This is a genomic window from Geopseudomonas aromaticivorans, from assembly GCF_019097855.1.
GTDB classification, from domain to species: Bacteria; Pseudomonadota; Gammaproteobacteria; order Pseudomonadales; family Pseudomonadaceae; genus Geopseudomonas; species Geopseudomonas aromaticivorans.
Genome location: NZ_JAHRGL010000010.1, coordinates 33,908 through 53,689, shown reverse-complemented (window position 1 = coordinate 53,689; position 19,782 = coordinate 33,908). Strand labels below are relative to the sequence as shown.

Genomic DNA, 19,782 nt, shown 5'->3' with positions numbered 1-19,782 from the left:
TGAGAAGCTAAATGGGATTAACTATCATTTGCCAACTCAACCCTTCCTACGAGGCGTGTTCCATGCAGGCAAACAAGAAGATCCTGGCGGCCCTGGCGCTGACCACCCTGGCCGGTACCGTGCAGGCCGCCGACGAGGTTGTGGTCTATTCGGCGCGCATCGACGAGCTGATCAAGCCGGTATTCGACCAGTACACCGCCAAGACCGGGGTCAAGGTCAAGTTCATCACCGACAAGGAAGCGCCGCTGCTGGCGCGCCTGAAGGCCGAAGGCGAGAACACCCCGGCCGACCTGCTGATCACCGTGGATGCCGGCAACCTCTGGCAGGCCGAGCAGCAGGGCGTACTCAAGCCGCTGAAGTCGCCGGTCATCGAGGCCAACATCCCCAGCCAGTACCGCTCCAGCACCGGCGCCTGGACTGGCCTGTCGCTGCGTGCGCGGACCATCGTCTACTCCACCGAGCGGGTCAAGCCGCAGGAGTTGAGCACCTACGAGGCGCTGGCCGACAAGAGCTGGGAAGGCCGCCTGTGCCTGCGCACCAGCAAGAAGGTCTACAACCAGTCGTTGACCGCCACCCTGATCGAGACCCACGGCGCGGCGAAGACCGAGCAGATCATCAAGGGCTGGGTGAACAACCTGGCCACCGACGTGTTCGCCGACGACACCGCGCTGCTGCAGGCCATCGATGCCGGCCAGTGCGATGTCGGCATGGTCAACACCTACTACTTCGGCCGCCTGCACAAGGAAAAGCCGGATCTGAAGGTCAAGCTGTTCTGGCCGAACCAGGCCGACCGCGGCGTGCACGTCAACCTCTCCGGCGCCGGCGTGACCCAGCATGCGCCGCACGCCGCCGCCGCCCAGCAGCTGCTGGAGTGGATGACCACCCCGGAAGCCCAGGGCGTGTTTGCTGGCGTCAACCAGGAGTTCCCGGCCAATCCGCAGGTCGCGCCGTCCAAGGAAGTGGCCGCCTGGGGCAGCTTCAAGGCCGACAGCATTCCGGTGGAAGTGGCCGGCAAGCGCCAGGCCGAGGCGATCAAGCTGATGGATCGTGCCGGCTGGAACTGATTACCGTCCGCCGTTGGTTATACTCGACGCCCCGGCCAAAACCGGGGCGTTTTCGTTTGGCCGCCGTTGTCTGAACATGCCGTTTGCAGCGCAGTTGGCCTCTCCCGTGTCCCGCCTGCCAAGGAGTCCGCGTGGCCCATTCCGCCCAACGCCGCTGGTATCCGCCCGCCGCGGCCATTGCCGCTCTGGTCCTGCTGCCGCTCAGCGTCCTGCTGCTGAGCTGGGGCGAGGTGGACGGCGAGATCTGGCGCCACCTGTGGGATACGCAGATGCCGCGCCTGCTCGGCAACACCCTGAGCCTGGTGCTGGGCGTCGGCGTCGGCGTGACCCTGCTCGGCGTCAGCCTGGCGTGGCTGACCGCACTGTGCGAATTCCCCGGCCGCAAGTGGCTGGACTGGGCGCTGATGCTGCCCTTCGCCATCCCCGCCTACGTGCTGGCGTTCGTCTTCGTCGGCCTGCTGGATTTCTCCGGGCCGGTGCAGAGCCTGCTGCGCGAGTGGTTCGGCAGCGGCCTGCGCCTGCCGCGGGTGCGCTCCACCGAGGGGGTGACCCTGGTGCTGGTGCTGGTGTTCTATCCCTACGTCTACCTGCTGGCGCGCAGCGCCTTCCTCGCCCAGGGCAAGGGCCTGATGGAGGCGGCGCGGGTGCTCGGCCTGTCGCCCTGGCAGGCGTTCTGGCGGGTGGCCCTGCCGGTGGCGCGTCCGGCCATCGGCGCCGGCCTGGCGCTGGCGCTGATGGAGACCCTGGCCGACTTCGGCGCGGTGTCGGTGTTCAACTTCGATACCTTCACCACCGCCATCTACAAGACCTGGTATGGCTTCTACAGCCTGTCCAGCGCCACCCAGCTGGCCAGCCTACTGCTGCTGGCGGTGATGCTGCTGCTCTACGCCGAGCGCCGCGCCCGCGGCGCCAGCCGTACCGGCAACGAGCGGGCGCGCAGCGCACCGCTGTACTCCCTGCGTGGCGGCAAGGCACTGGCGGCAAGTGCTTGGTGCACGCTGGTATTTCTCTGCGCCTTCGTCATTCCCGTGCTGCAGCTGCTGGTGTGGTTCTGGCAGCGCGGGCGCTTCGACCTCGACGAGCGCTACGTCGGCCTGATCCTGCACACCCTCTATCTGGGCGGTCTGGCGGCGCTGCTCACCGTGGCGCTGGCCATGCTGCTGGCCTTCGCCCGCCGTCTGGCGGCGACCCGGCGCATGCAGGCGCTGGTCGGCCTGGCCAACCTCGGCTATGCGCTGCCCGGCTCGGTGCTGGCGGTGTCGATCATGCTGGCCTTCAGCTGGCTGGACAGTCATCTGGTCATCCCGCTGTCCGCCGCCCTGGGGGGCGAAGGCAAGCCCTGGCTGCTGGGCAGCCTCAGCGCGCTGCTGCTGGCCTACCTGATCCGCTTCATGGCGGTAGCTTTCGGGCCGCTGGAAGGCAGCCTGGCGCGTATCCGCCCGTCGCTGCCGGAAGCCGCCCGCAGCCTTGGTGTCGGCGGGCCGCAACTGTTCCTGCGCGTCTACCTGCCGCTGCTGCTGCCGGGCACCCTGAGCGCTGCGCTGCTGGTGTTCGTCGACGTGCTCAAGGAGATGCCGGCGACCCTGCTGATGCGCCCGTTCGGCTGGGATACCCTGGCGGTGCGGGTGTTCGAGATGACCAGCGAGGGCGAGTGGGCACGCGCGGCGCTGCCAGCGCTGACCCTGGTGCTGGTCGGCCTGCTGCCGGTGATCGGCCTGATCCGCCGCTCGGCACGGCGCTATGGCTGAAGGTCGGGGGGCCATGTCCGGCTGGTCATTTGCAGCTACAATGCCCGCCATTCGAGGCCCGGAAGGAGTTCCCATGGGACAGCGTACGCCCCTCTATGATCTGCACGTGGCGCTGGGCGCCAAGATGGTCGATTTCGGCGGCTGGGACATGCCGCTGCACTACGGTTCGCAAGTCGAGGAGCATCACCAGGTGCGCCAGGACTGCGGGGTCTTCGATGTCTCGCACATGACCGTGGTCGATGTCACCGGCGTGCAGGCCGGGGAGTATCTGCGCCGGCTGCTGGCCAGCGACGTGGCGCGCCTGGATCAGCTCGGCAAGGCGTTGTACGGCGTCATGCTCAACGCCGAGGGGGGCGTGATCGACGACCTGATCGTCTATCGCACCGCCGACGGCTACCGCCTGGTGGTCAACGCCGCCACCCGGGCCAAGGATCTGGCCTGGCTGCAGGCGCAGGCCGAGGGCTTCGCCGTGGCCCTGGCCGAGCGCAGCGACCTGGCCATGCTCGCCGTGCAGGGGCCGAATGCCCGCGACAAGTGCGCCGAACTGGTGACCCCGCCGCGCGCCGCGCTGATCCGCGAGCTGCAACCGTTCCACGGCCTGGCCGAGGGCGACTGGTTCATCGCCCGCACCGGCTACACTGGCGAGGACGGCCTGGAGATCATGCTGCCGGCCGCCGAGGCGCCGGGCTTCCTCAACGATCTGGTCGGCGCGGGCATCGCTCCGGCGGGCCTCGGCGCGCGTGACACCCTGCGCCTGGAAGCCGGGCTCAACCTTTACGGCCAGGACATGAACGAGACGGTGACGCCGATGGCGGCCAACCTCGCCTGGACCATCGCCTGGCAGCCGAGCGAGCGCGAGTTCATCGGTCGCGGCGCGCTCGAGGCCCAGCGTGCCGGCGGCGGCGCGGAGACCAAGCTGGTCGGTCTGGTGCTCGAGGAACGCGGCGTGCTGCGCGCCCACCAGGTGGTGCGCATCGCCGGCCTCGGCGAGGGCGAGATCACCAGTGGCAGCTTCTCGCCGACCCTGGGCAAGTCCATCGCCCTGGCCCGCGTGCCGGCGGGCACTGGCGAGCGCGCCGAGGTGGAGATCCGCGGCAAGTGGTACCCGGTGCGGGTGGTCAAGCCGAGTTTCGTGCGTCACGGCAAGGCCCTGATCTGAGGCGGCGGGGCGTAGCCGGCGCGGCTGCGTCCATGTACTGTTGACCGCACTTTTCCGCTGGCGTCGTTGCGGGCGCCGAACCGAACAAGGAATCCAACAATGAGCAAGACCCCTGCCGAACTGCGTTACGCCGCCAGCCACGAATGGGCCCGTCTGGAAGAGGACGGCAGCGTCACCGTGGGCATCACCGACCACGCCCAGGAAGCCCTGGGCGACGTGGTCTATGTCGAACTGCCGGAAGTCGGCAAGCAGCTGGCGGCCGGCGAGCAGGCCGGCGTGGTCGAGTCGGTGAAGGCCGCTTCGGACATCTACGCGCCGGTCGCCGGCGAGGTGCTGGCGATCAACGAGGCGCTGGCCGACGCGCCGGAAGGCGTCAACGACGACCCCTACGGCGCCTGGTTCTTCAAGCTCAAGCCGGCCGCCGTGGCCGAGCTGCAGCAACTGCTCGACGCCGCCGCCTATCAGGCCAGCTGCGACGCCTGATCCTTCTGCCGCTGGTGGCTCGTGCCGCTGCCAGCGGACGGGCTGCCGGCAGCGCGTTCACGCCCTGTCCGGCTGCTGCCGCGGCCGGATATCCGTTCCGGAGTCCGTGCCATGTCCGCCCGCCCCAGTGACCTGCTGCAGCCCGAAGCCTTCCGCCATCGCCACCTCGGCCCCGATGCTGCCGAGCAGCGCGCCATGCTCGCTGCCCTCGGCGTCGCCAGCCGCGCCGAACTGATCACGCAGACCGTGCCGCCGGCCATTCGCCTTGACGGCCCGCTGGCCTTGCCGCCGGCGCTGGACGAGCAGGCCGCGCTGGCGCGCTTGCGTGGCTACGCGGAACAGAACGAATGCTGGACCAGCCTGATCGGCATGGGCTACTACGCCACCCACACGCCGCCGGTGATCCTGCGCAACGTGCTGGAGAACCCCGGCTGGTACACCGCCTACACGCCCTACCAGCCGGAAATCGCCCAGGGCCGCCTGGAGGCGCTGCTCAACTTCCAGCAGCTGACCTGCGACCTCACCGGCCTCGACCTGGCCGGCGCCTCGCTGCTCGACGAGGCCACCGCCGCCGCCGAGGCGATGGCCATGGCCCGTCGGGTGGCGAAGAGCGCCAGCAACCGCTTCTTCGTCGACGCCAACTGCCATCCGCAGACCCTCTCCGTGCTGCAGACCCGCGCGAGCGGCTTCGGCTTCGAGCTGGTGATCGACAGCCCCGAAAACCTCGGCCAGCACCAGGTGTTCGGCGCCCTGCTGCAGTACCCCGACACTCACGGCGAGATCCGCGACCTGCGCCCGCTGATCGCCCAGCTGCACGCCCAGCAGGCGCTGGCCTGCGTCGCCTGCGACCTGCTGGCGCTGGTGCTGCTGACCCCGCCCGGCGAGCTGGGTGCCGACATCGCCCTCGGCAGCGCCCAGCGCTTCGGCGTGCCGCTGGGCTACGGCGGCCCGCATGCGGCTTTCTTCGCCACCTGCGACGAGTTCAAGCGCGCCATGCCCGGGCGCATCATCGGCGTGTCCAGGGACGCGCGCGGCAACGTCGCCCTGCGCATGGCGCTGCAGACCCGCGAGCAGCACATCCGCCGCGAGAAGGCCAACTCCAACATCTGCACGTCGCAGGCGCTGCTGGCCAACATGGCCGGCTTCTACGCGGTCTATCATGGTCCGGCGGGCCTGCGGCGCATTGCCGGGCGGGTGCAGCGGCTGACCGCGATCCTCGCCCAGGTCCTCGAGCGGGGCGGCATCCGTCGGCTCAACCGGCAGTTCTTCGACACCCTGACCCTCGACGTCGGCGGTGCGCAGCAGGCGATTCTCGACAGCGCCCGGGCGGCGCGGATCAACCTGCGCATCCTCGGCCATGGCCGGGTCGGCCTCAGCCTCGACGAGACCTGCAGCCTGGATACCGTGGCGCAGCTGGTGCAGATCCTGCTCGGTGCCGACCACGGCTTCGACCTCGCCGAACTGGCCGACGACCATGCCCTGGCCGGCGGCATTCCCGCCGAGCTGGCACGCACCTCGGCGTTCCTCTCCCATCCGGTGTTCAACAGCCACCACAGCGAGACCGAGATGCTGCGCTACCTGCGCCAGCTGGAGGGGCGCGACTTGGCGCTCAACCAGGCGATGATCCCGCTCGGCTCCTGCACCATGAAGCTCAACGCCACCAGCGAGATGCAGCCGGTCAGCTGGCCGCAGTTCGCCAGCCTGCATCCCTTCGTGCCGCGCGAGCAGGCGCGCGGCTACGGCCTGATGATCGCCGAGCTGGAGGCCTGGCTGTGCGCCATCACCGGCTTCGCCGCCATCAGCCTGCAGCCCAACTCGGGCGCCCAGGGCGAGTACGCCGGACTGCTGGCGATCCACCACTATCACCAGAGCCGCGGCGAGACGCAGCGCGACATCTGCCTGATTCCGGCCTCGGCGCACGGCACCAACCCGGCCTCGGCGCAGATGGCCGGCCTGCGCGTGGTGGTGGTGGCCTGCGACAGCCAGGGCAACGTCGATCTCGCCGACCTCGAGGCCAAGGCTGCGGCGGCCGGCGCGCGGCTGGCCTGCCTGATGATCACCTATCCGTCGACCCATGGCGTGTACGAGGAGGGTATCCGCAAGATCTGCGCGGCGGTGCATGCCCACGGCGGCCAGGTGTACATGGACGGCGCGAACATGAACGCGCAGGTCGGCCTGACGCGCCCGGCCGACATCGGCGCCGACGTGGCGCACCTCAACCTGCACAAGACCTTCTGCATTCCTCACGGCGGCGGTGGGCCGGGCATGGGGCCGATCGGGGTGAAGGCGCATCTGGCGCCGTTCCTCGCCAACCACCCGGTGGTCGAGCTGGACGGGCCGCTGGCGCAGAACACCGCGGTCAGCGCTGCACCCTGGGGCAGCGCGAGCATCCTGCCGATCAGCTGGATGTACATCGCCCTGATGGGGCCGCAGCTGGCCGAGGCCAGCGAGGTGGCGATCCTCAACGCCAACTACCTGGCCGCGCGCCTGGGCGAGGCCTATCCGGTGCTCTACAGCGGGCGCAACGGCCGGGTGGCCCACGAGTGCATCCTCGACCTGCGTCCGCTCAAGGCCGCCAGCGGGATCAGTGAGGAGGACGTCGCCAAGCGCCTGATGGACTACGGTTTCCACGCGCCGACAATGTCCTTCCCGGTACCCGGCACGCTGATGATCGAGCCGACCGAGAGCGAGTCGAAGGCCGAGCTGGACCGCTTCGTCGAGGCCATGCTGGGCATCCGCGCCGAGATCGCCAAGGTCGAGTCCGGCGAGTGGCCGGCGGACGACAATCCGCTGAAGAACGCGCCGCACACCCTGGCGGACATCACCGGCGCGTGGGACCGCCCCTACTCCATTGCCGAGGCGGTGACGCCCAGCGCGCATACCCGGGCGTTCAAGTACTGGCCGGCGGTCAACCGGGTGGACAACGTCTATGGCGACCGCCACCTGTTCTGTGCCTGCGTGCCGGTGGCGGCGTATCGCGAGTGAGCTGCGGGGCATCAACGACAAAGCCGTCGCTTGCGACGGCTTTTGGGTGGGCGGCGACAGTCCGCAACTCAGCGTGGCGCGCCGTCCTGGGCGTTGGCGAGCATGGCGCTGGCCAGTTCCTCGTCGCTGGCCTTGAGGCCGGGATGATCGCGGCGGATCTGCTGCAGCGCGGCCTCCAGGTAGGCGCCGCGGATGGCACCGCCGCTGGCGACGAAGCTGGAGGCGTCGTCCTCGGCGGCGAGCACCAACTTCTCGTCCTTGAAGGTGGAATACAGCGAGGCGGAAACCCCTGCGGAGGTGGCAACCTCTCCCCAGCCGATATCCGCGTCGTGCCCGCGAGGGTCGGCCAGGGCGCTGGCGGCGGGCAGGAGGGCAAGGGATGTGACAAGCAGGGTACGGCGCATGATGGACTCCTCTGAAACACCGGGACGGCGTGACTCGTCAGAGGAAAAGGGCGGCGCCGAGTTCCCGGCAGCAGGTACCGCTCATCGGCTGTGGCACGGGCGCGGCAGGGGCGCGGAAAGCGCCGCCCCAGAAACGCCAAAGGGTTAGGCAGAAATTGCCTAACCCTTTGATTTGTATGGTGGGCCCAGCAGGACTTGAACCTGCGACCAAGCGATTATGAGTCGCCTGCTCTGACCAACTGAGCTATAGGCCCGCTATCGAACCCCAGGCTGTATGCCGGCGGGGTGGTTCCATTCGGCGAGGCCGGCGGGCGTCCTCTCCAGGCTTGCCGCGCACCATAGGGGGCGGCAAGGCGCGGCGATTATAGCGGCGCCTGCGCGTTGGAGCCAAGGGTTTGCCGGGATACGAGAAAGCGCGCCGCGAAGTCCTCGGCCGACAGCGGCCGGCTCAGCACGTAGCCCTGGATCTGCTGGCAGCCTTCGAAGGCGAGAAAGCGCTCCTGCGACTTGGTCTCCACCCCCTCGGCGATCACCGTCAGCTGCATGCTGTGGCCGAGGGCGATGATGGCGCGGGTGATGGCTGCATCGTTGGGATCGTCCGGCAGGCCGGCAACGAACGACTGGTCGATCTTCAGGGTGTCGATGGGCAGGCGCTTGAGGTAGCTCAGCGACGAGTAGCCGGTGCCGAAGTCGTCGATCGCCAGCTGCAGGCCGAGTTCCTTGAGCGCCTGGAGGATCGGCAGGGCCTCCTCCTTCTGGCTCATGACGAAGGTTTCGGTGATTTCCAGTTGCAGGCTGGCGGGCTCCAGGCCGGCAGCGGCCAGCAGTTCGCTGATCCGCTCGACCAGCCGCGGCTGGCGCAGTTGCGGGCCGGCCAGGTTGACCGCCAGCGGGCCGAATGCCGGGTATTGCGCCTGCCACTCGCTCATCTGCCGGCAGGCTTCCTGCAACACCCAGTCGCCCAGCTCGATGATGCTGCCGTTTTCCTCGGCGAGGGCAATGAAGCGCTCCGGCGGCACGTCGCCGTGCAGCGGATGCTGCCAGCGCAGCAACGCCTCGGCACCGACCAGCCGGCCGCTGTGCAGGCACTGCTTGGGCTGGTAGTGCAGGTGCAGTTCGCCGCGCTCGGCCGCGCGGCGCAGGTCGTTTTCCAGGGTCATGCGCTCGGTGGCCAGGAAACTCAGGTCGGCGGTATAGAACTCGATGCGGTTGCGTCCGCGGGCCTTGGCCAGGTACATCGCGCTGTCGGCGTTCTTCACCAGGGTGGCGACATCCTCGCCATGTTCGGGAAACAGGCTGATGCCCATGCTCGAGCTCATGAAGAACTCGTGACCGTCGGCGTTGAACGGGGTGCTGAAGGCGCCCATCAGCTTGCTGGCGACCCGCTCGACGTCGCTGGTCTGCGAGACGCTGGGCATCAGCACGATGAACTCGTCGCCGCCGAGACGGGCCACGGTGTCGACTTCGCGCAGCTGTTCGCGCAGACGCTTGGCAATACCCTGCAGCAGCAGGTCGCCGACCGGATGGCCGAGGCTGTCGTTGATGTGCTTGAAGCGGTCGAGGTCGAGGAACAGCACGGCCCCGCGGCGTTGTTCGGTCTTCGCCTCGTCGAGGGCCAGCTGCAGGCGGTTCTCGAACAGCAGGCGGTTGGGCAGACCGGTCAGCGGGTCGTGGTGGGCCTGGTAGTCGAGGCGCGCCTGGGCGTGCTTGAGGCTGGTGATGTCGGCGAACACCGCGACATGGTGCGAAATCCGGTTGCCGCCGTTGCGCACGGCGCTGATGGTCATCCAGGCCGGATAGGACTCGCCGTTCTTGCGCCGGCTCCAGATCTCGCCCTGCCAGTGGCCGTCGCGCTCGAGGCTGCTGCCGATCTCCTCCTGGAACTCCTGGCCGTGCTGTCCGGAGGCCAGCAGCTGCGGGGTCTGGCCGAGGGCCTCGCTTTCGCTGTAGCCGGTGATGGCGCTGAAGGCGCGGTTGATGGCGACGATGCGCTGGTCGAGGTCGGTGATCATCACCCCTTCGGCGGTGCTTTCGAACACCGTGGCGGCCTGTTGCAGGCGCTCCTGCATCTGCGCGCGCTCGCTGATGTCGCGGGCGATGATCAGTGCGCAGTCCTCGCCGTCGATCTGCAGGGGCTGGGCGTTGAACTCGCACAGGCGCTCCTGGCCGTCGCGGGTGCGTACCCGGGCGGACAGGTGCTGCGCGCTGCCGTCCTGCTCGAGCTGGCGCATCAGGCGCTGGCGATCGGCCGGGTCGACCCACAGGCCCAGTTCGAGGGTGCTGTGGTTGATGGCCTCGCTCGGGCTGTAGCCGGTGATCTGGGTGAAGCCGGGGTTGGCCTCGAGCAGCCGGCCATCGCGCAGGCGGGTGATGCTCAGCGCATCCGGCGAGGCGTAGAACGCCTTGGCGAACTTCTCCTCGCTGGCGTGCAGCAGCTGGCGGGTGTGGTGCAGGGCGGAAAGGTCGCGCAGCACCACGATGGCGGCCGGCTGGCCATCCAGCTCGACGCGCCTGGCCGAGAGCAGGCCGGTGAAGTCCTCGTTGCCGCGGCGGATCAGGGTGACCTCGACATTCTGCAGGTCGTGGCTCTGTAGCTGGCTGAGCACCAGGCGGCCCTGGTCGTGGTGGCGCCAGAGGCCCAGTTCGCTGGAGGTGTGTCCGCAAGCGCTGTCCGCCGGCAGGCCGGTGGCTTCCTCGAAGGCCCGGTTGGCGGCGAGGATGCGTCCGCTGTGGCGTTCGATCAGCAGCATGATCTCGGGGCAGTCGTGAAACGCCGAGCGGTATTGCTGCTCGGACTGGCGCAGCGCCTGTTCGCTCAGCGGATTCTCGCCGATGTCGATGAACAGCCCCTGCAGCGTGGCGTCGTCACCCGCGCCGAGACGCTGGACGATAGCCAGCAGGCGGATCAGGCGACCGTCGGCGGCGATCCACCGGCATTCGTGCCGCGCTAGCGAGGGTTCGCCTGCGCCGCGCAGAAAGGCGAGGGCGGCCGGGGCGTCCGGCGGATACAGGGTGCGGCTGCAGAAGTCCGCCGCCAGCCAGGCATTGACGGGGTAGCCGAGCAGCGCCCCGTCCGGCGCCGAGACGTGGGTGAAGCGCAGGTCGTGCCGGCGCATTTCCCACATCACCAGCGGGGCGCGGTCCAGCAGTCCACGCTCGTGCTCGGCGCGTGCCTGCAGGGCCTGCTGCAGACGCACGAGCTGCCGTCGCTGGCGGCGCAGTCGGGCACCCAGCAGCAGGCCAAGGACCAGCAGGGTCGGCAGCAGGGCCGCCGCATAGGGAGCAAGGAACAGCCACGGATCCCGGGTCCATCCCGGCAGGGCGGCGTGGCTGTAGGCGGGGAGCAATGCCAGACAGAGTACTGGCAGAGCCGGCAGGCGCGGCATGGCGATCCCTCGTGTGCGCGTTCATCGTCAAAGTGTAGAGACTGTGCCGCGCCTGCGCGCAATAAAAAACCCCGGAGCCTTGCGGTGCCGGGGTTTTTCGTCTGGCGGTGAGCTTACTCGTCGAGGAACGAGCGCAGGTGTTCGCTGCGGGTCGGGTGGCGCAGCTTGCGCAGGGCCTTGGCCTCGATCTGGCGGATGCGCTCGCGGGTGACATCGAACTGCTTGCCGACTTCCTCGAGGGTGTGGTCGGTGTTCATGTCGATGCCGAAGCGCATACGCAGCACCTTGGCTTCGCGGGCGGTGAGGCCGGCGAGGACCTCGCGGGTGGCTTCCTTGAGGCTTTCCACGGTCGCCACGTCGATCGGCGACTGCATGCTGGAGTCCTCGATGAAGTCGCCCAGGTGCGAGTCTTCGTCGTCACCGATCGGCGTTTCCATGGAGATCGGTTCCTTGGCGATCTTCAATACCTTGCGGATCTTGTCCTCGGGCATCTCCATGCGCTCGCCCAGCTCTTCCGGAGTCGGCTCGCGGCCCATCTCCTGCAGCATCTGCCGGGAGATGCGGTTGAGCTTGTTGATCGTCTCGATCATGTGCACCGGGATGCGGATGGTGCGCGCCTGGTCGGCGATCGAGCGGGTGATCGCCTGGCGGATCCACCAGGTGGCGTAGGTCGAGAACTTGTAGCCGCGGCGGTATTCGAACTTGTCCACCGCCTTCATCAGGCCGATGTTGCCTTCCTGGATCAGGTCGAGGAACTGCAGGCCGCGGTTGGTGTACTTCTTGGCGATGGAGATGACCAGGCGCAGGTTGGCCTCGACCATTTCCTTCTTCGCCCGCCGCGCCTTGGCCTCGCCGACCGACATGCAGCGGTTGATGTCCTTGATCTCGGCGATGGTCAGGCCGACCTCGTTTTCGAGGTCGACGAGGATCTGCTGGTTGCGCTGGATGTCGGCCTGCACCCGACCGATGGCCTCGGCGTACTTGGCCTTGCCACCGCTCAGACCTTCGCTCCAGCTCAGGTTGATCTCGTTGCTGGGGAACAGCTTGAGGAAGTCGGCACGCGGCATGCGGGCGTCGCGCACGCACAGCTGCATGATGGCGCGTTCCTGCTGACGCACGCGGTCGAGGGCGTCGCGGACCATGGCGACGAGGACGTCGAACTGCTTGGGCACCAGCTTGATCGGCATGAACAGCTCGGCCAGCGCGGTCAGCTCGGCGGTAGCCTGGGCGCTGCCGCGGCCAAACTTCTTCAGCGCCTTGCGGGCCTTCTCCAGCTGCTCGGCCACGGCGCCGAAGCGGCGGGCGGCTTCTTCCGGATCCGGGCCGCCATCGCCTTCTTCTTCGCTGGTGTCGGCCTTGGCTTCCTCGTCGTCCTCTTCCGTCTCTGCAGCCGGCGCGACTTCCTTGGCGACCGGAGTTGGCACGGCCTCGCTTTCCGCCGGCAGGGTGCCGTCGTCGGGGTCGATGTAGCCGCTGAGGATGTCGGACAGGCGGCCACCTTCGCTGGTGACCCGCTGGTATTCGGCGAGGATGCCTTCCACCGAGCCGGGGAACTGGGCGATGGCGCTCATCACCTCACGGATCCCTTCCTCGATGCGCTTGGCGATCTCGATCTCGCCTTCGCGGGTCAGCAGCTCCACGGTGCCCATTTCGCGCATGTACATGCGCACCGGGTCGGTGGTGCGGCCGATGTCGCTGTCTACCGCGGCGAGGGCGGCGGCGGCTTCCTCGGCGGCAGCCTCGTCGGTATCTCCCCCTTCGGCGAGCAGCAGGGCATCCGCATCCGGAGCTGTCTCGAATACGTTGATCCCCATGTCGTTGATCATGCGGATGATGTCTTCCACCTGCTCCGGATCGGAAATATCTTCCGGCAGGTGGTCGTTGACCTCGGCGTAAGTCAGGTAACCCTGCTCGCGGCCACGGGCGATCAACTCTTTGAGACGGGACTGCTGTTGCGCTTTAACGGACATGTTCACCCTATCCACTGAAGGTCTTGGCGGGCTGAAAAGAAGCCGAGCATTATACTCGATCCGGGGGCTTACGCACCAGATGGGCCCGGGGATGCGGGGGCTTCGCTACGGCTCAGAAGCTCGCGCAGGCGGAGTTTTTCCTCCGCGCTGAGTTCGCTGTGCCGCGCTTTGCGCAACAGGCCTTCGAGGCTGCGCTCGCGCTGACGGGTTGCCAAGGTAGTTATAGTGTCGAAAAACTGTTGTTCAAGGTTGTCCTGCTGAATCAGCCATTCCTTTTCCGCTAGACCACGCAACAGGCGTCCTTGTTCCGTGCCGTGCCAGCGGGCGATCAGCTGCAGCGAGTTCTGCTGCGGGTGTTTCTGCAGCGATTCGAGCAGGGCCACCAGCAGCTGGGTGTAGGTGTCGTCTTCGGCGGCGAAGTGTCCGGCATCCTCGACCTTCTGCGCCAGTTGCGGGTGGTGCAGCAGGGTGCGCAGGGCGCTCAGGGTCGGCGGTTCGACGCCGGCACCACCGCGCGGCGGCATCACCGCCGGCGGCTCGCGCTTCGTTTCGCCCTTGCGGCCTTTCCAGTCGCCCTTCTGCCAGGGCTTGCGCTCCTGGCTGGCGGGGCGCTCGGCGTAGCCTGCCGGTGGGGCGTAGTCGAGGCTGTCCGGGTAAGACGGCGCGAAGTCCGCTGGCGGCACGTCATTGGTCGGTGAGCTGGCCAGTGCGCCGAGGCTCTCGCCGCTGAGCCCGGTGATTTCGCCGAGGCGCTGGCGCATCAGGGCGCGCAGGTTGGCGCCGGGCAGCTTGTCGAGCAGCGGTGCGGCGAGGGTGGCGAGGTGCGCCTTGCCCTCGAGGATGCCCGGGTCGGCCTCTTCCATCAGGTGGCGGAAGAAGTACTCGGCCAGCGGCTGGGCCTGCTGGTGGATGCGCGCACGGAAGGCCTCGGCGCCTTCCTGGCGCACCAGGCTGTCCGGGTCCTCGCCCTCGGGGAGGAACAGGAAGCGCACCCGGCGGCCGTCCTGCAGGCTCGGCAGGCAGGCCTCCAGCGCCCGCCAGGCGGCGTTGCGTCCGGCCTGGTCGCCGTCGAAGCAGAACAGGATGTTCGGCACCAGACGGAACAGGCGCTTGATGTGCTCCTCGCTGGTGGCGGTGCCGAGGGTGGCGACGGCGTTGCGCAGGCCCTGCTGTGCGAGGGCGATGACGTCCATGTAGCCCTCGACCACCATGACCTCGTCGAGATCGCGGTTGTTCTTGCGCGCCTCGTACAGGCCGTAGAGCTCCTGGCCCTTGTGGAACACCGGGGTTTCCGGCGAGTTCAGGTACTTGGGCTTGTCGTCGCCGAGCACCCGGCCGCCGAAGGCGATCACCCGGCCGCGGCTGTCGCGGATGGGGAACATCACCCGGTCGCGAAAGCGGTCGTAGCGCTTGCCGCTCTCCGGGTTGTCGATCAGCAGGCCGGCGTCGATCATGGCCTTCTGTTGCAGGCTGTCGCCACCCAGATGCTTCATCAGGTTGTCCCAGCCGGGCGGGGCGAAGCCGAGGCCGAAGTCGCGGGCGATCACTCCGGACAGGCCGCGGCCCTTGAGGTAGTTCACCGCCGCCTGGCGTGCCGGATGGCCCTTCAGGGCCTGGCGGTAGAACTCGGCAGCGGCGTCGAGCAGCGGGTAGAGGGGCGAGTCGAGCGCTTGGCGCGGCTTCTGTCCGGGGCGACCGTCCTCGTGCGGCACCTCGAGGCCGGCGCGCTTGGCCAGCTCCTCGACCGCCTCGGGAAACTCCAGGTGGTCGTGGTCCATGATGAAGCCGAGGGCGTTGCCGCCGGCGCCACAGCCGAAGCAGTAGTAGAACTGCTTGTCCGGGCTGACGCTGAACGAGGGGGTCTTTTCGTTGTGGAACGGGCAGCGGGCGCTGTAGTTCTTGCCGGTCTTCTTCAGCTGGATGCGCGAACCCACCACCTCGACGATGTCGGTGCGGTTGAGCAGGTCGTCGATGAAGCGTTGCGGGATCAGGCCGGCCATGGGCTGCTCGTGTGCATGCTGTTCAGCATGGCTGCCCGCTGCGGCAAAGGCCAGGCAGGGGCGAATGCAAAAAACTCCGCTCCTTGCGGGGCAAGGCGGAGTGAAAAGATGACGCTAACGCAAACACCCGGCCGGAGCCGGGTGTTGGGCGAAACGCAACTGTCCGAGGGTTAACTCAGTACAGGCGCTCGCGACGACGCTGCTCGCGCTGCACTTTCTTGGCGTGGCGCTTTACGGCAGCCGCGGCCTTGCGCTTGCGCTCGGCGGTGGGCTTCTCGTAGAACTCGCGGCTACGCACATCAGCCAGAACACCGGCTTTTTCGCAGGAGCGCTTGAAACGACGCAGGGCTACGTCGAAGGGTTCGTTCTCTTTAACTTTGACGGCGGGCATCCAGGTCGTACCTTCACTTAATACCGAGTATGAATGGTGCAATCCTGCAAAAGGCTGGGGAGGCACCGGTTTTCAAGGGCTGCGGATATTAACCCTTTGCCGGGGGAAATGCCAAGCCCCTGGCGGCAAAACCCGCCTGCCGGTAGTCCGCTGGCGGTGCCAAGGCTTGGTGTCAGGCCCCCAGGCCGCTTATCATGCGCGGTTTCCCGAACGATCACGGCAATACGAGGCGATTTGCCAATGCGAGTGCTGGGCCTGGAAACTTCCTGCGACGAAACCGGTGTGGCGCTGTTCGACAGCGAGCACGGTCTGCTGGCCGATGCGCTGTTCAGCCAGATCGACCTGCATCGCGCCTACGGCGGCGTGGTGCCCGAACTGGCCTCGCGCGACCACGTCAAGCGCATGCTGCCGCTGATCCGCGAGGTGCTGGCCGAGTCCGGCTGCAGTTTCGCCGATATCGATGCGATCGCCTATACCGCCGGGCCGGGCCTGGTCGGTGCGCTGCTGGTCGGGGCCTCCTGCGCCCAGGCGCTGGCCTTGGCCTGGGGTGTGCCGGCGGTCGGCGTGCACCATATGGAGGGTCATCTGCTGGCGCCGATGCTGGAGGAGGCGCCGCCGCAGTTCCCGTTCGTCGCCCTGCTGGTTTCCGGCGGCCACACCCAACTGGTGCGGGTCGACGGCATTGGCCAGTACCAGCTGCTGGGCGAGTCGCTGGACGATGCCGCCGGCGAAGCCTTCGACAAGACCGCCAAGCTGATCGGTCTCGCTTATCCGGGCGGTCCGGAAATTGCGCGTCTGGCCGAGCGCGGCACGCCGGGGCGCTTCGTCTTCCCGCGGCCGATGACCGACCGGCCGGGACTGGACTTCAGTTTCAGCGGCCTGAAGACCTTCGCCCTCAATACCTGGCGGCAGTGCGAGGCGGAGGGCGGCGACCTCGAGCAGGCGCGCTGCGACGTCGCCCTGGCCTTCCAGCAGGCGGTGGTGGAGACGCTGACCATCAAGTGCCGGCGGGCGCTCAAGCAGACCGGCTTGCAGCGCCTGGTGATCGCCGGCGGGGTGAGCGCCAACCAGGCTTTGCGTGCGGCGCTGCAGACGATGCTCGGCGAGCTCAAGGGCCAAGTGTTCTACGCCCGGCCGCGCTTCTGCACCGACAATGGTGCGATGATCGCCTACGCGGGCTGTCAGCGCCTGCTGGCCGGCCAGCACGACGGGCCGGCGATCGGCGTGCAGCCGCGCTGGTCGATGGAAACGCTGCCGGCGCTGCAGGCGGCGCAGGGGTAAGGCAGGATTAGAAATGCCGTTCGCGGCCGCCGCAGAGGTCGCGCAGGTTGCTGCGGTGGCGCCAGACGATCAGCGCGGCGAGCAGGGTGACCGGCAGCAGCGCGGTCGGCTGTTGCCAGGCCAGCAGCGGCAGGGTCAGCGGAGTGGCGACTAGCGCGGCGAGCGAGCTGATGCGGGTCAGGGCGAAGGTCAGCAGCCAGGCGGCGGCAGCCAGCAGCGCGGCCGGCCAGTACAGCGCCAGCAGCATGCCGGCGGCGGTGGCCACGCCCTTGCCACCGCGAAAGCGGAAGTACAGCGGGTAGAGGTGGCCGAGCACGGCCGCCAGGCCGATCCAGGCCTGTTGCTGCAGCGGCAGCTCCGCCAGGCGGGCCAGCAGCACTGGCAGCAGGCCCTTGAGCAGGTCGCCGAGCAGGGTCAGGGTCGCGGCCTTGCGTCCGGCCAGGCGCAGCATGTTGGTGGCACCGGGATTGCCCGAGCCGGCCAGACGCGGGTCGCCGGTGCCGAGCCAGCGGCTGAGCAGGACGGCGAACGACAGCGAGCCGAGCAGATAGGCAACCAGCGCCAGCAGCCAGGGCATGATCGATTCCGGGGCCAGAAAGCCCCGATTCTAACGAGGCGCCACGACCTTGTCGTGACGCGAAAGAGGATAGCGTGGACATAGTCTTCATCGACGGGCTGGAAGTCGACACCGTGATTGGCGTGTACGACTGGGAGCGTGGCATCCGCCAGTGCCTGACCCTGGATTTGCAGCTGGGCTGGGACATCCGCCCGGCGGCGGCCGGCGACGATCTGGCCGCGGCGCTCGACTACGCCGCGGTCAGCGAGCGGGTACAGGCCTTTGCCGCCGCCAGCCAGTTCCAGCTGGTGGAAACCTTCGCCGAGCGTCTGGCGCAGCTGCTGATGGCCGAGTTCGGCATTCGCTGGTTGCGCCTGCGTCTGACCAAGCCCGGCGCGGTGCCGGCGGCGCGGGGTGGTGTTGGTGTGGAGATCGAGCGCGGATGCCGCTGAGTACGGTATTTCTCGGCCTGGGCAGCAACACCCAGCGCCACGAGCATCTGCGCGCCGGGCTGGACGCGTTGGCGGAATTCCTGGTCGATCTGCGCTGTTCGCCGGTGTTCGAGAGCGAGCCGGTGGGGATCCGCAGCGGGCCGTTCTACAACCTGGCGGTGATGGCGCAGACCGACCTGCCGCTGGCCGAGCTGGATCGCCGGCTCAAGGCCATCGAGGCCGCCAATGGTCGCTATGCCCCGGGGCGCAAGGGCCTGCCGCTGGATATCGACGTGCTGCTCTACGACGACCTGATCGGCGACTTCGACGGCCTGCAGCTGCCGCGTGCAGAGATCCTGCGCAACGCCTTCGTGCTGTGGCCGCTGGCGCTGCTGGCGCCGCAGGTTCGCCACCCCGGCGAGGGCCGCAGCTTCGCCGCCCTCTGGCAGGCGGCCTGCATCGGGCAGCGGCTGTGGCCGGTGTCGTTCGCCTGGCGCGGCGAGGAACTGACGCCGGTGGGGCTGCGCGCGGCGTTTCCTCCGCCGGCACCGTAGGGTGCGCCCTGCGCAGCGCAGATCATCTCCCTCGAACGGCGGTACGCGCGGCGTACCCTACGGCGCGTCGGCGCGCTGCTCCTCGCGGAACGCCTTCAGCGCCCGCAGTCGCTCGCGCTTGAGTCCCTCGCCCAGTTCCGCGCCCTTGAAGCCCTGTTCCAGCAGCGGCTGCACGGCCACGCCACGCGCCACGGCGGCGGCCGCGCGCAGGTAGTCGGCCTGAGGGTAGGGCTGCTGCTCCAGGCCGAGGCGGCCGCGGGCATCCATCTCGCTGGCGGCGACGAACAGCTCGAAGCGCTCCGGCCGGCGGTAGAGGTCGAAGTGCTGGAACAGCTCCAGGAGGGTCTGTGCGCGCAACTCGCGGGCGCGGTGCGCGTGGGTGTGGTATTCGCCGACCAGCAGGGCCAGTTCGGCGCAGTCGCGCGGCGCCTTGCAGCGGGCGTTGACCGCCTCGATCAGGCGCAGGCCACGCTGCTCGTGGGCGATGTGCCGCGGCCAATGCTCTGGGTCGGTCAGGCCCTTGCCGAGGTCGTGCAGCAGGCAGGCCCAGCGCACCGCCAGTGGCTGGTCATGCTCTGCGCACTGGCGCAGGACCATCAGTACATGCTCGCCGGTGTCGATCTCCGGGTGGTGCAGCGCCGGCTGCGGCACGCCGAACAGCGCCTGCACCTCGGGCAGCAGCTGCTGCAGGGCACCGCAGTCGCGCAGCACCTGGAGGAACACCTCCGGGCGCGGCTCCATCAGGGCGCGGGCGATTTCCTTCCATACCCGCTCGGCAGTCAGGTCGGCCAGCTCGCCGGAGGCGGCGATCTCACCCATCAGCGCCTGGGTTTCCTCGGCCACGCGAAAGCCCAGCGGCGCATAACGCGCGGCGAAGCGGGCGACGCGCAGCACGCGCAGCGGGTCTTCGGCGAAGGCCGGCGAGACGTGGCGCAGCAGGTGCAGGGCGAGGTCGTGTTGGCCACCGTAGGGGTCGATGACCCGGCCGTCGTCGTCCTCGGCCATGGCATTGATGGTCAGGTCGCGGCGGATCAGGTCTTCCTCGAGGGTGACCTCGGGGTTGGCGTAGAAGGTGAAGCCGCCGTAGCCCCGTCCGCTCTTGCGCTCGGTGCGCGCCAGGGCGTATTCCTCGCCGCTCTGCGGGTGGAGGAACACCGGGAAGTCGGCGCCGACCGGGCGAAAGTCCTGGGTGAGTAGCTCCTCGGCGTGGGCGCCGACCACCACCCAGTCGGTTTCCGTGACGGGGCGGCCGAGCAGACGGTCGCGTACGGCGCCGCCCACCTTGTAGATCTGCATGGGATGTCCTGTGGGCAACTGAAGTTGCGCAGAGGATAGCGCGCCACCGCCCGCGGGGCGATGGCGGCGCGGAG

15 protein-coding genes and 1 tRNA gene are annotated in these 19,782 nt (G+C 68.5%); 8 read left to right on the top strand and 8 right to left on the bottom strand.

Annotation, left to right across the window (positions count from 1 at the left end):
• Positions 1-62 precede the first annotated feature (62 nt).
• The 5 genes from KRX52_RS03195 to gcvP all read left to right on the top strand — a co-directional run bounded on the left by KRX52_RS03195 (position 63) and on the right by gcvP (position 7,439).
• The gene (locus KRX52_RS03195; RefSeq protein WP_217679715.1) at positions 63-1,064 is read left to right on the top strand and encodes an extracellular solute-binding protein; all 1,002 of its coding nucleotides are present in this window, start codon (positions 63-65) and stop codon (positions 1,062-1,064) included.
• A 131-nt stretch (positions 1,065-1,195) separates the two neighbouring features.
• Positions 1,196-2,812 (top strand): ABC transporter permease, encoded by a 1,617-nt coding sequence (locus KRX52_RS03190; protein WP_217679714.1) that lies wholly within the window; start codon positions 1,196-1,198, stop codon positions 2,810-2,812.
• Between the two features lie 73 nt (positions 2,813-2,885).
• Positions 2,886-3,971 (top strand): glycine cleavage system aminomethyltransferase GcvT, encoded by a 1,086-nt coding sequence (gcvT, locus tag KRX52_RS03185; protein WP_217679713.1) that lies wholly within the window; start codon positions 2,886-2,888, stop codon positions 3,969-3,971.
• A gap of 99 nt (positions 3,972-4,070) precedes the next feature.
• Positions 4,071-4,454, top strand: a complete 384-nt coding sequence (gene gcvH / locus KRX52_RS03180; protein ID WP_217679712.1) for a glycine cleavage system protein GcvH — start codon at positions 4,071-4,073, stop codon at positions 4,452-4,454.
• Positions 4,455-4,565: 111 nt separating this feature from the next.
• Positions 4,566-7,439 (top strand): aminomethyl-transferring glycine dehydrogenase, encoded by a 2,874-nt coding sequence (gene gcvP, locus KRX52_RS03175; RefSeq protein ID WP_217679711.1) that lies wholly within the window; start codon positions 4,566-4,568, stop codon positions 7,437-7,439.
• Between the two features lie 68 nt (positions 7,440-7,507).
• Here gcvP and KRX52_RS03170 read toward each other — a convergent pair whose 3' ends face one another.
• From KRX52_RS03170 to rpsU, 6 genes are all read right to left on the bottom strand, one after another.
• The gene (locus tag KRX52_RS03170) at positions 7,508-7,843 is read right to left on the bottom strand and encodes a DUF2388 domain-containing protein (RefSeq protein ID WP_217679710.1); all 336 of its coding nucleotides are present in this window, start codon (positions 7,841-7,843) and stop codon (positions 7,508-7,510) included.
• Positions 7,844-8,020: 177 nt separating this feature from the next.
• A tRNA-Ile gene (locus KRX52_RS03165) sits at positions 8,021-8,097 on the bottom strand.
• A gap of 108 nt (positions 8,098-8,205) precedes the next feature.
• Positions 8,206-11,229, bottom strand: a complete 3,024-nt coding sequence (locus tag KRX52_RS03160; RefSeq protein WP_217679709.1) for a bifunctional diguanylate cyclase/phosphodiesterase — start codon at positions 11,227-11,229, stop codon at positions 8,206-8,208.
• A 113-nt stretch (positions 11,230-11,342) separates the two neighbouring features.
• Positions 11,343-13,199, bottom strand: a complete 1,857-nt coding sequence (gene rpoD / locus KRX52_RS03155; protein ID WP_217679708.1) for an RNA polymerase sigma factor RpoD — start codon at positions 13,197-13,199, stop codon at positions 11,343-11,345.
• A 68-nt stretch (positions 13,200-13,267) separates the two neighbouring features.
• Positions 13,268-15,199: a DNA primase gene (gene dnaG, locus KRX52_RS03150; RefSeq protein WP_217679707.1), complete on the bottom strand. Its 1,932-nt coding sequence runs from the start codon at positions 15,197-15,199 to the stop codon at positions 13,268-13,270.
• A gap of 175 nt (positions 15,200-15,374) precedes the next feature.
• Positions 15,375-15,590, bottom strand: coding sequence for a 30S ribosomal protein S21 (rpsU, locus tag KRX52_RS03145; RefSeq protein WP_217679706.1), 216 nt, complete (start codon positions 15,588-15,590; stop codon positions 15,375-15,377).
• A 240-nt stretch (positions 15,591-15,830) separates the two neighbouring features.
• On the opposite strand from rpsU, the gene tsaD reads away from it, so the two are divergent.
• A complete protein-coding gene (gene tsaD / locus KRX52_RS03140; protein WP_217679705.1) occupies positions 15,831-16,871 on the top strand; it encodes a tRNA (adenosine(37)-N6)-threonylcarbamoyltransferase complex transferase subunit TsaD in 1,041 nt (346 codons plus the stop codon).
• Between the two features lie 7 nt (positions 16,872-16,878).
• On the opposite strand, the gene plsY is transcribed toward tsaD, so the two are convergent.
• Positions 16,879-17,448 carry a glycerol-3-phosphate 1-O-acyltransferase PlsY gene (gene plsY / locus KRX52_RS03135; protein ID WP_217679704.1) on the bottom strand — a complete coding sequence of 190 codons (570 nt, stop codon included), beginning with the start codon at positions 17,446-17,448 and terminating at the stop codon, positions 16,879-16,881.
• A 74-nt stretch (positions 17,449-17,522) separates the two neighbouring features.
• Here plsY and folB point away from each other — a divergent pair, with 74 nt between their 5' ends.
• Positions 17,523-17,879 (top strand): dihydroneopterin aldolase, encoded by a 357-nt coding sequence (gene folB, locus KRX52_RS03130; RefSeq protein ID WP_217679703.1) that lies wholly within the window; start codon positions 17,523-17,525, stop codon positions 17,877-17,879.
• Positions 17,870-18,412 carry a 2-amino-4-hydroxy-6-hydroxymethyldihydropteridine diphosphokinase gene (gene folK / locus KRX52_RS03125; protein ID WP_217679702.1) on the top strand — a complete coding sequence of 181 codons (543 nt, stop codon included), beginning with the start codon at positions 17,870-17,872 and terminating at the stop codon, positions 18,410-18,412. The genes folB and folK overlap by 10 nt, the downstream gene beginning before the upstream one ends.
• Before the next feature lie 57 nt (positions 18,413-18,469).
• Here the strand turns inward: folK and KRX52_RS03120 are convergent, their stop codons facing one another.
• The gene (locus tag KRX52_RS03120) at positions 18,470-19,708 is read right to left on the bottom strand and encodes a multifunctional CCA addition/repair protein (RefSeq protein ID WP_217679701.1); all 1,239 of its coding nucleotides are present in this window, start codon (positions 19,706-19,708) and stop codon (positions 18,470-18,472) included.
• Positions 19,709-19,782: the final 74 nt, after the last annotated feature.

What these genes read in the sequence shown, in the direction of transcription:
- tsaD (WP_217679705.1), top strand. Translation starts at nt 15,831, where the DNA reads ATGCGAGTGCTGGGCCTGGAAACTTCCTGCGACGAAACCGGTGTGGCG.
- rpoD (WP_217679708.1), bottom strand. Translation starts at nt 13,199, where the DNA reads ATGTCCGTTAAAGCGCAACAGCAGTCCCGTCTCAAAGAGTTGATCGCC.
- folK (WP_217679702.1), top strand. Translation starts at nt 17,870, where the DNA reads ATGCCGCTGAGTACGGTATTTCTCGGCCTGGGCAGCAACACCCAGCGC.
- gcvP (WP_217679711.1), top strand. Translation starts at nt 4,566, where the DNA reads ATGTCCGCCCGCCCCAGTGACCTGCTGCAGCCCGAAGCCTTCCGCCAT.
- gcvT (WP_217679713.1), top strand. Translation starts at nt 2,886, where the DNA reads ATGGGACAGCGTACGCCCCTCTATGATCTGCACGTGGCGCTGGGCGCC.
- KRX52_RS03160 (WP_217679709.1), bottom strand. Translation starts at nt 11,229, where the DNA reads ATGCCGCGCCTGCCGGCTCTGCCAGTACTCTGTCTGGCATTGCTCCCC.
- rpsU (WP_217679706.1), bottom strand. Translation starts at nt 15,590, where the DNA reads ATGCCCGCCGTCAAAGTTAAAGAGAACGAACCCTTCGACGTAGCCCTG.
- gcvH (WP_217679712.1), top strand. Translation starts at nt 4,071, where the DNA reads ATGAGCAAGACCCCTGCCGAACTGCGTTACGCCGCCAGCCACGAATGG.
- KRX52_RS03170 (WP_217679710.1), bottom strand. Translation starts at nt 7,843, where the DNA reads ATGCGCCGTACCCTGCTTGTCACATCCCTTGCCCTCCTGCCCGCCGCC.
- KRX52_RS03195 (WP_217679715.1), top strand. Translation starts at nt 63, where the DNA reads ATGCAGGCAAACAAGAAGATCCTGGCGGCCCTGGCGCTGACCACCCTG.
- dnaG (WP_217679707.1), bottom strand. Translation starts at nt 15,199, where the DNA reads ATGGCCGGCCTGATCCCGCAACGCTTCATCGACGACCTGCTCAACCGC.
- KRX52_RS03120 (WP_217679701.1), bottom strand. Translation starts at nt 19,708, where the DNA reads ATGCAGATCTACAAGGTGGGCGGCGCCGTACGCGACCGTCTGCTCGGC.
- plsY (WP_217679704.1), bottom strand. Translation starts at nt 17,448, where the DNA reads ATGCCCTGGCTGCTGGCGCTGGTTGCCTATCTGCTCGGCTCGCTGTCG.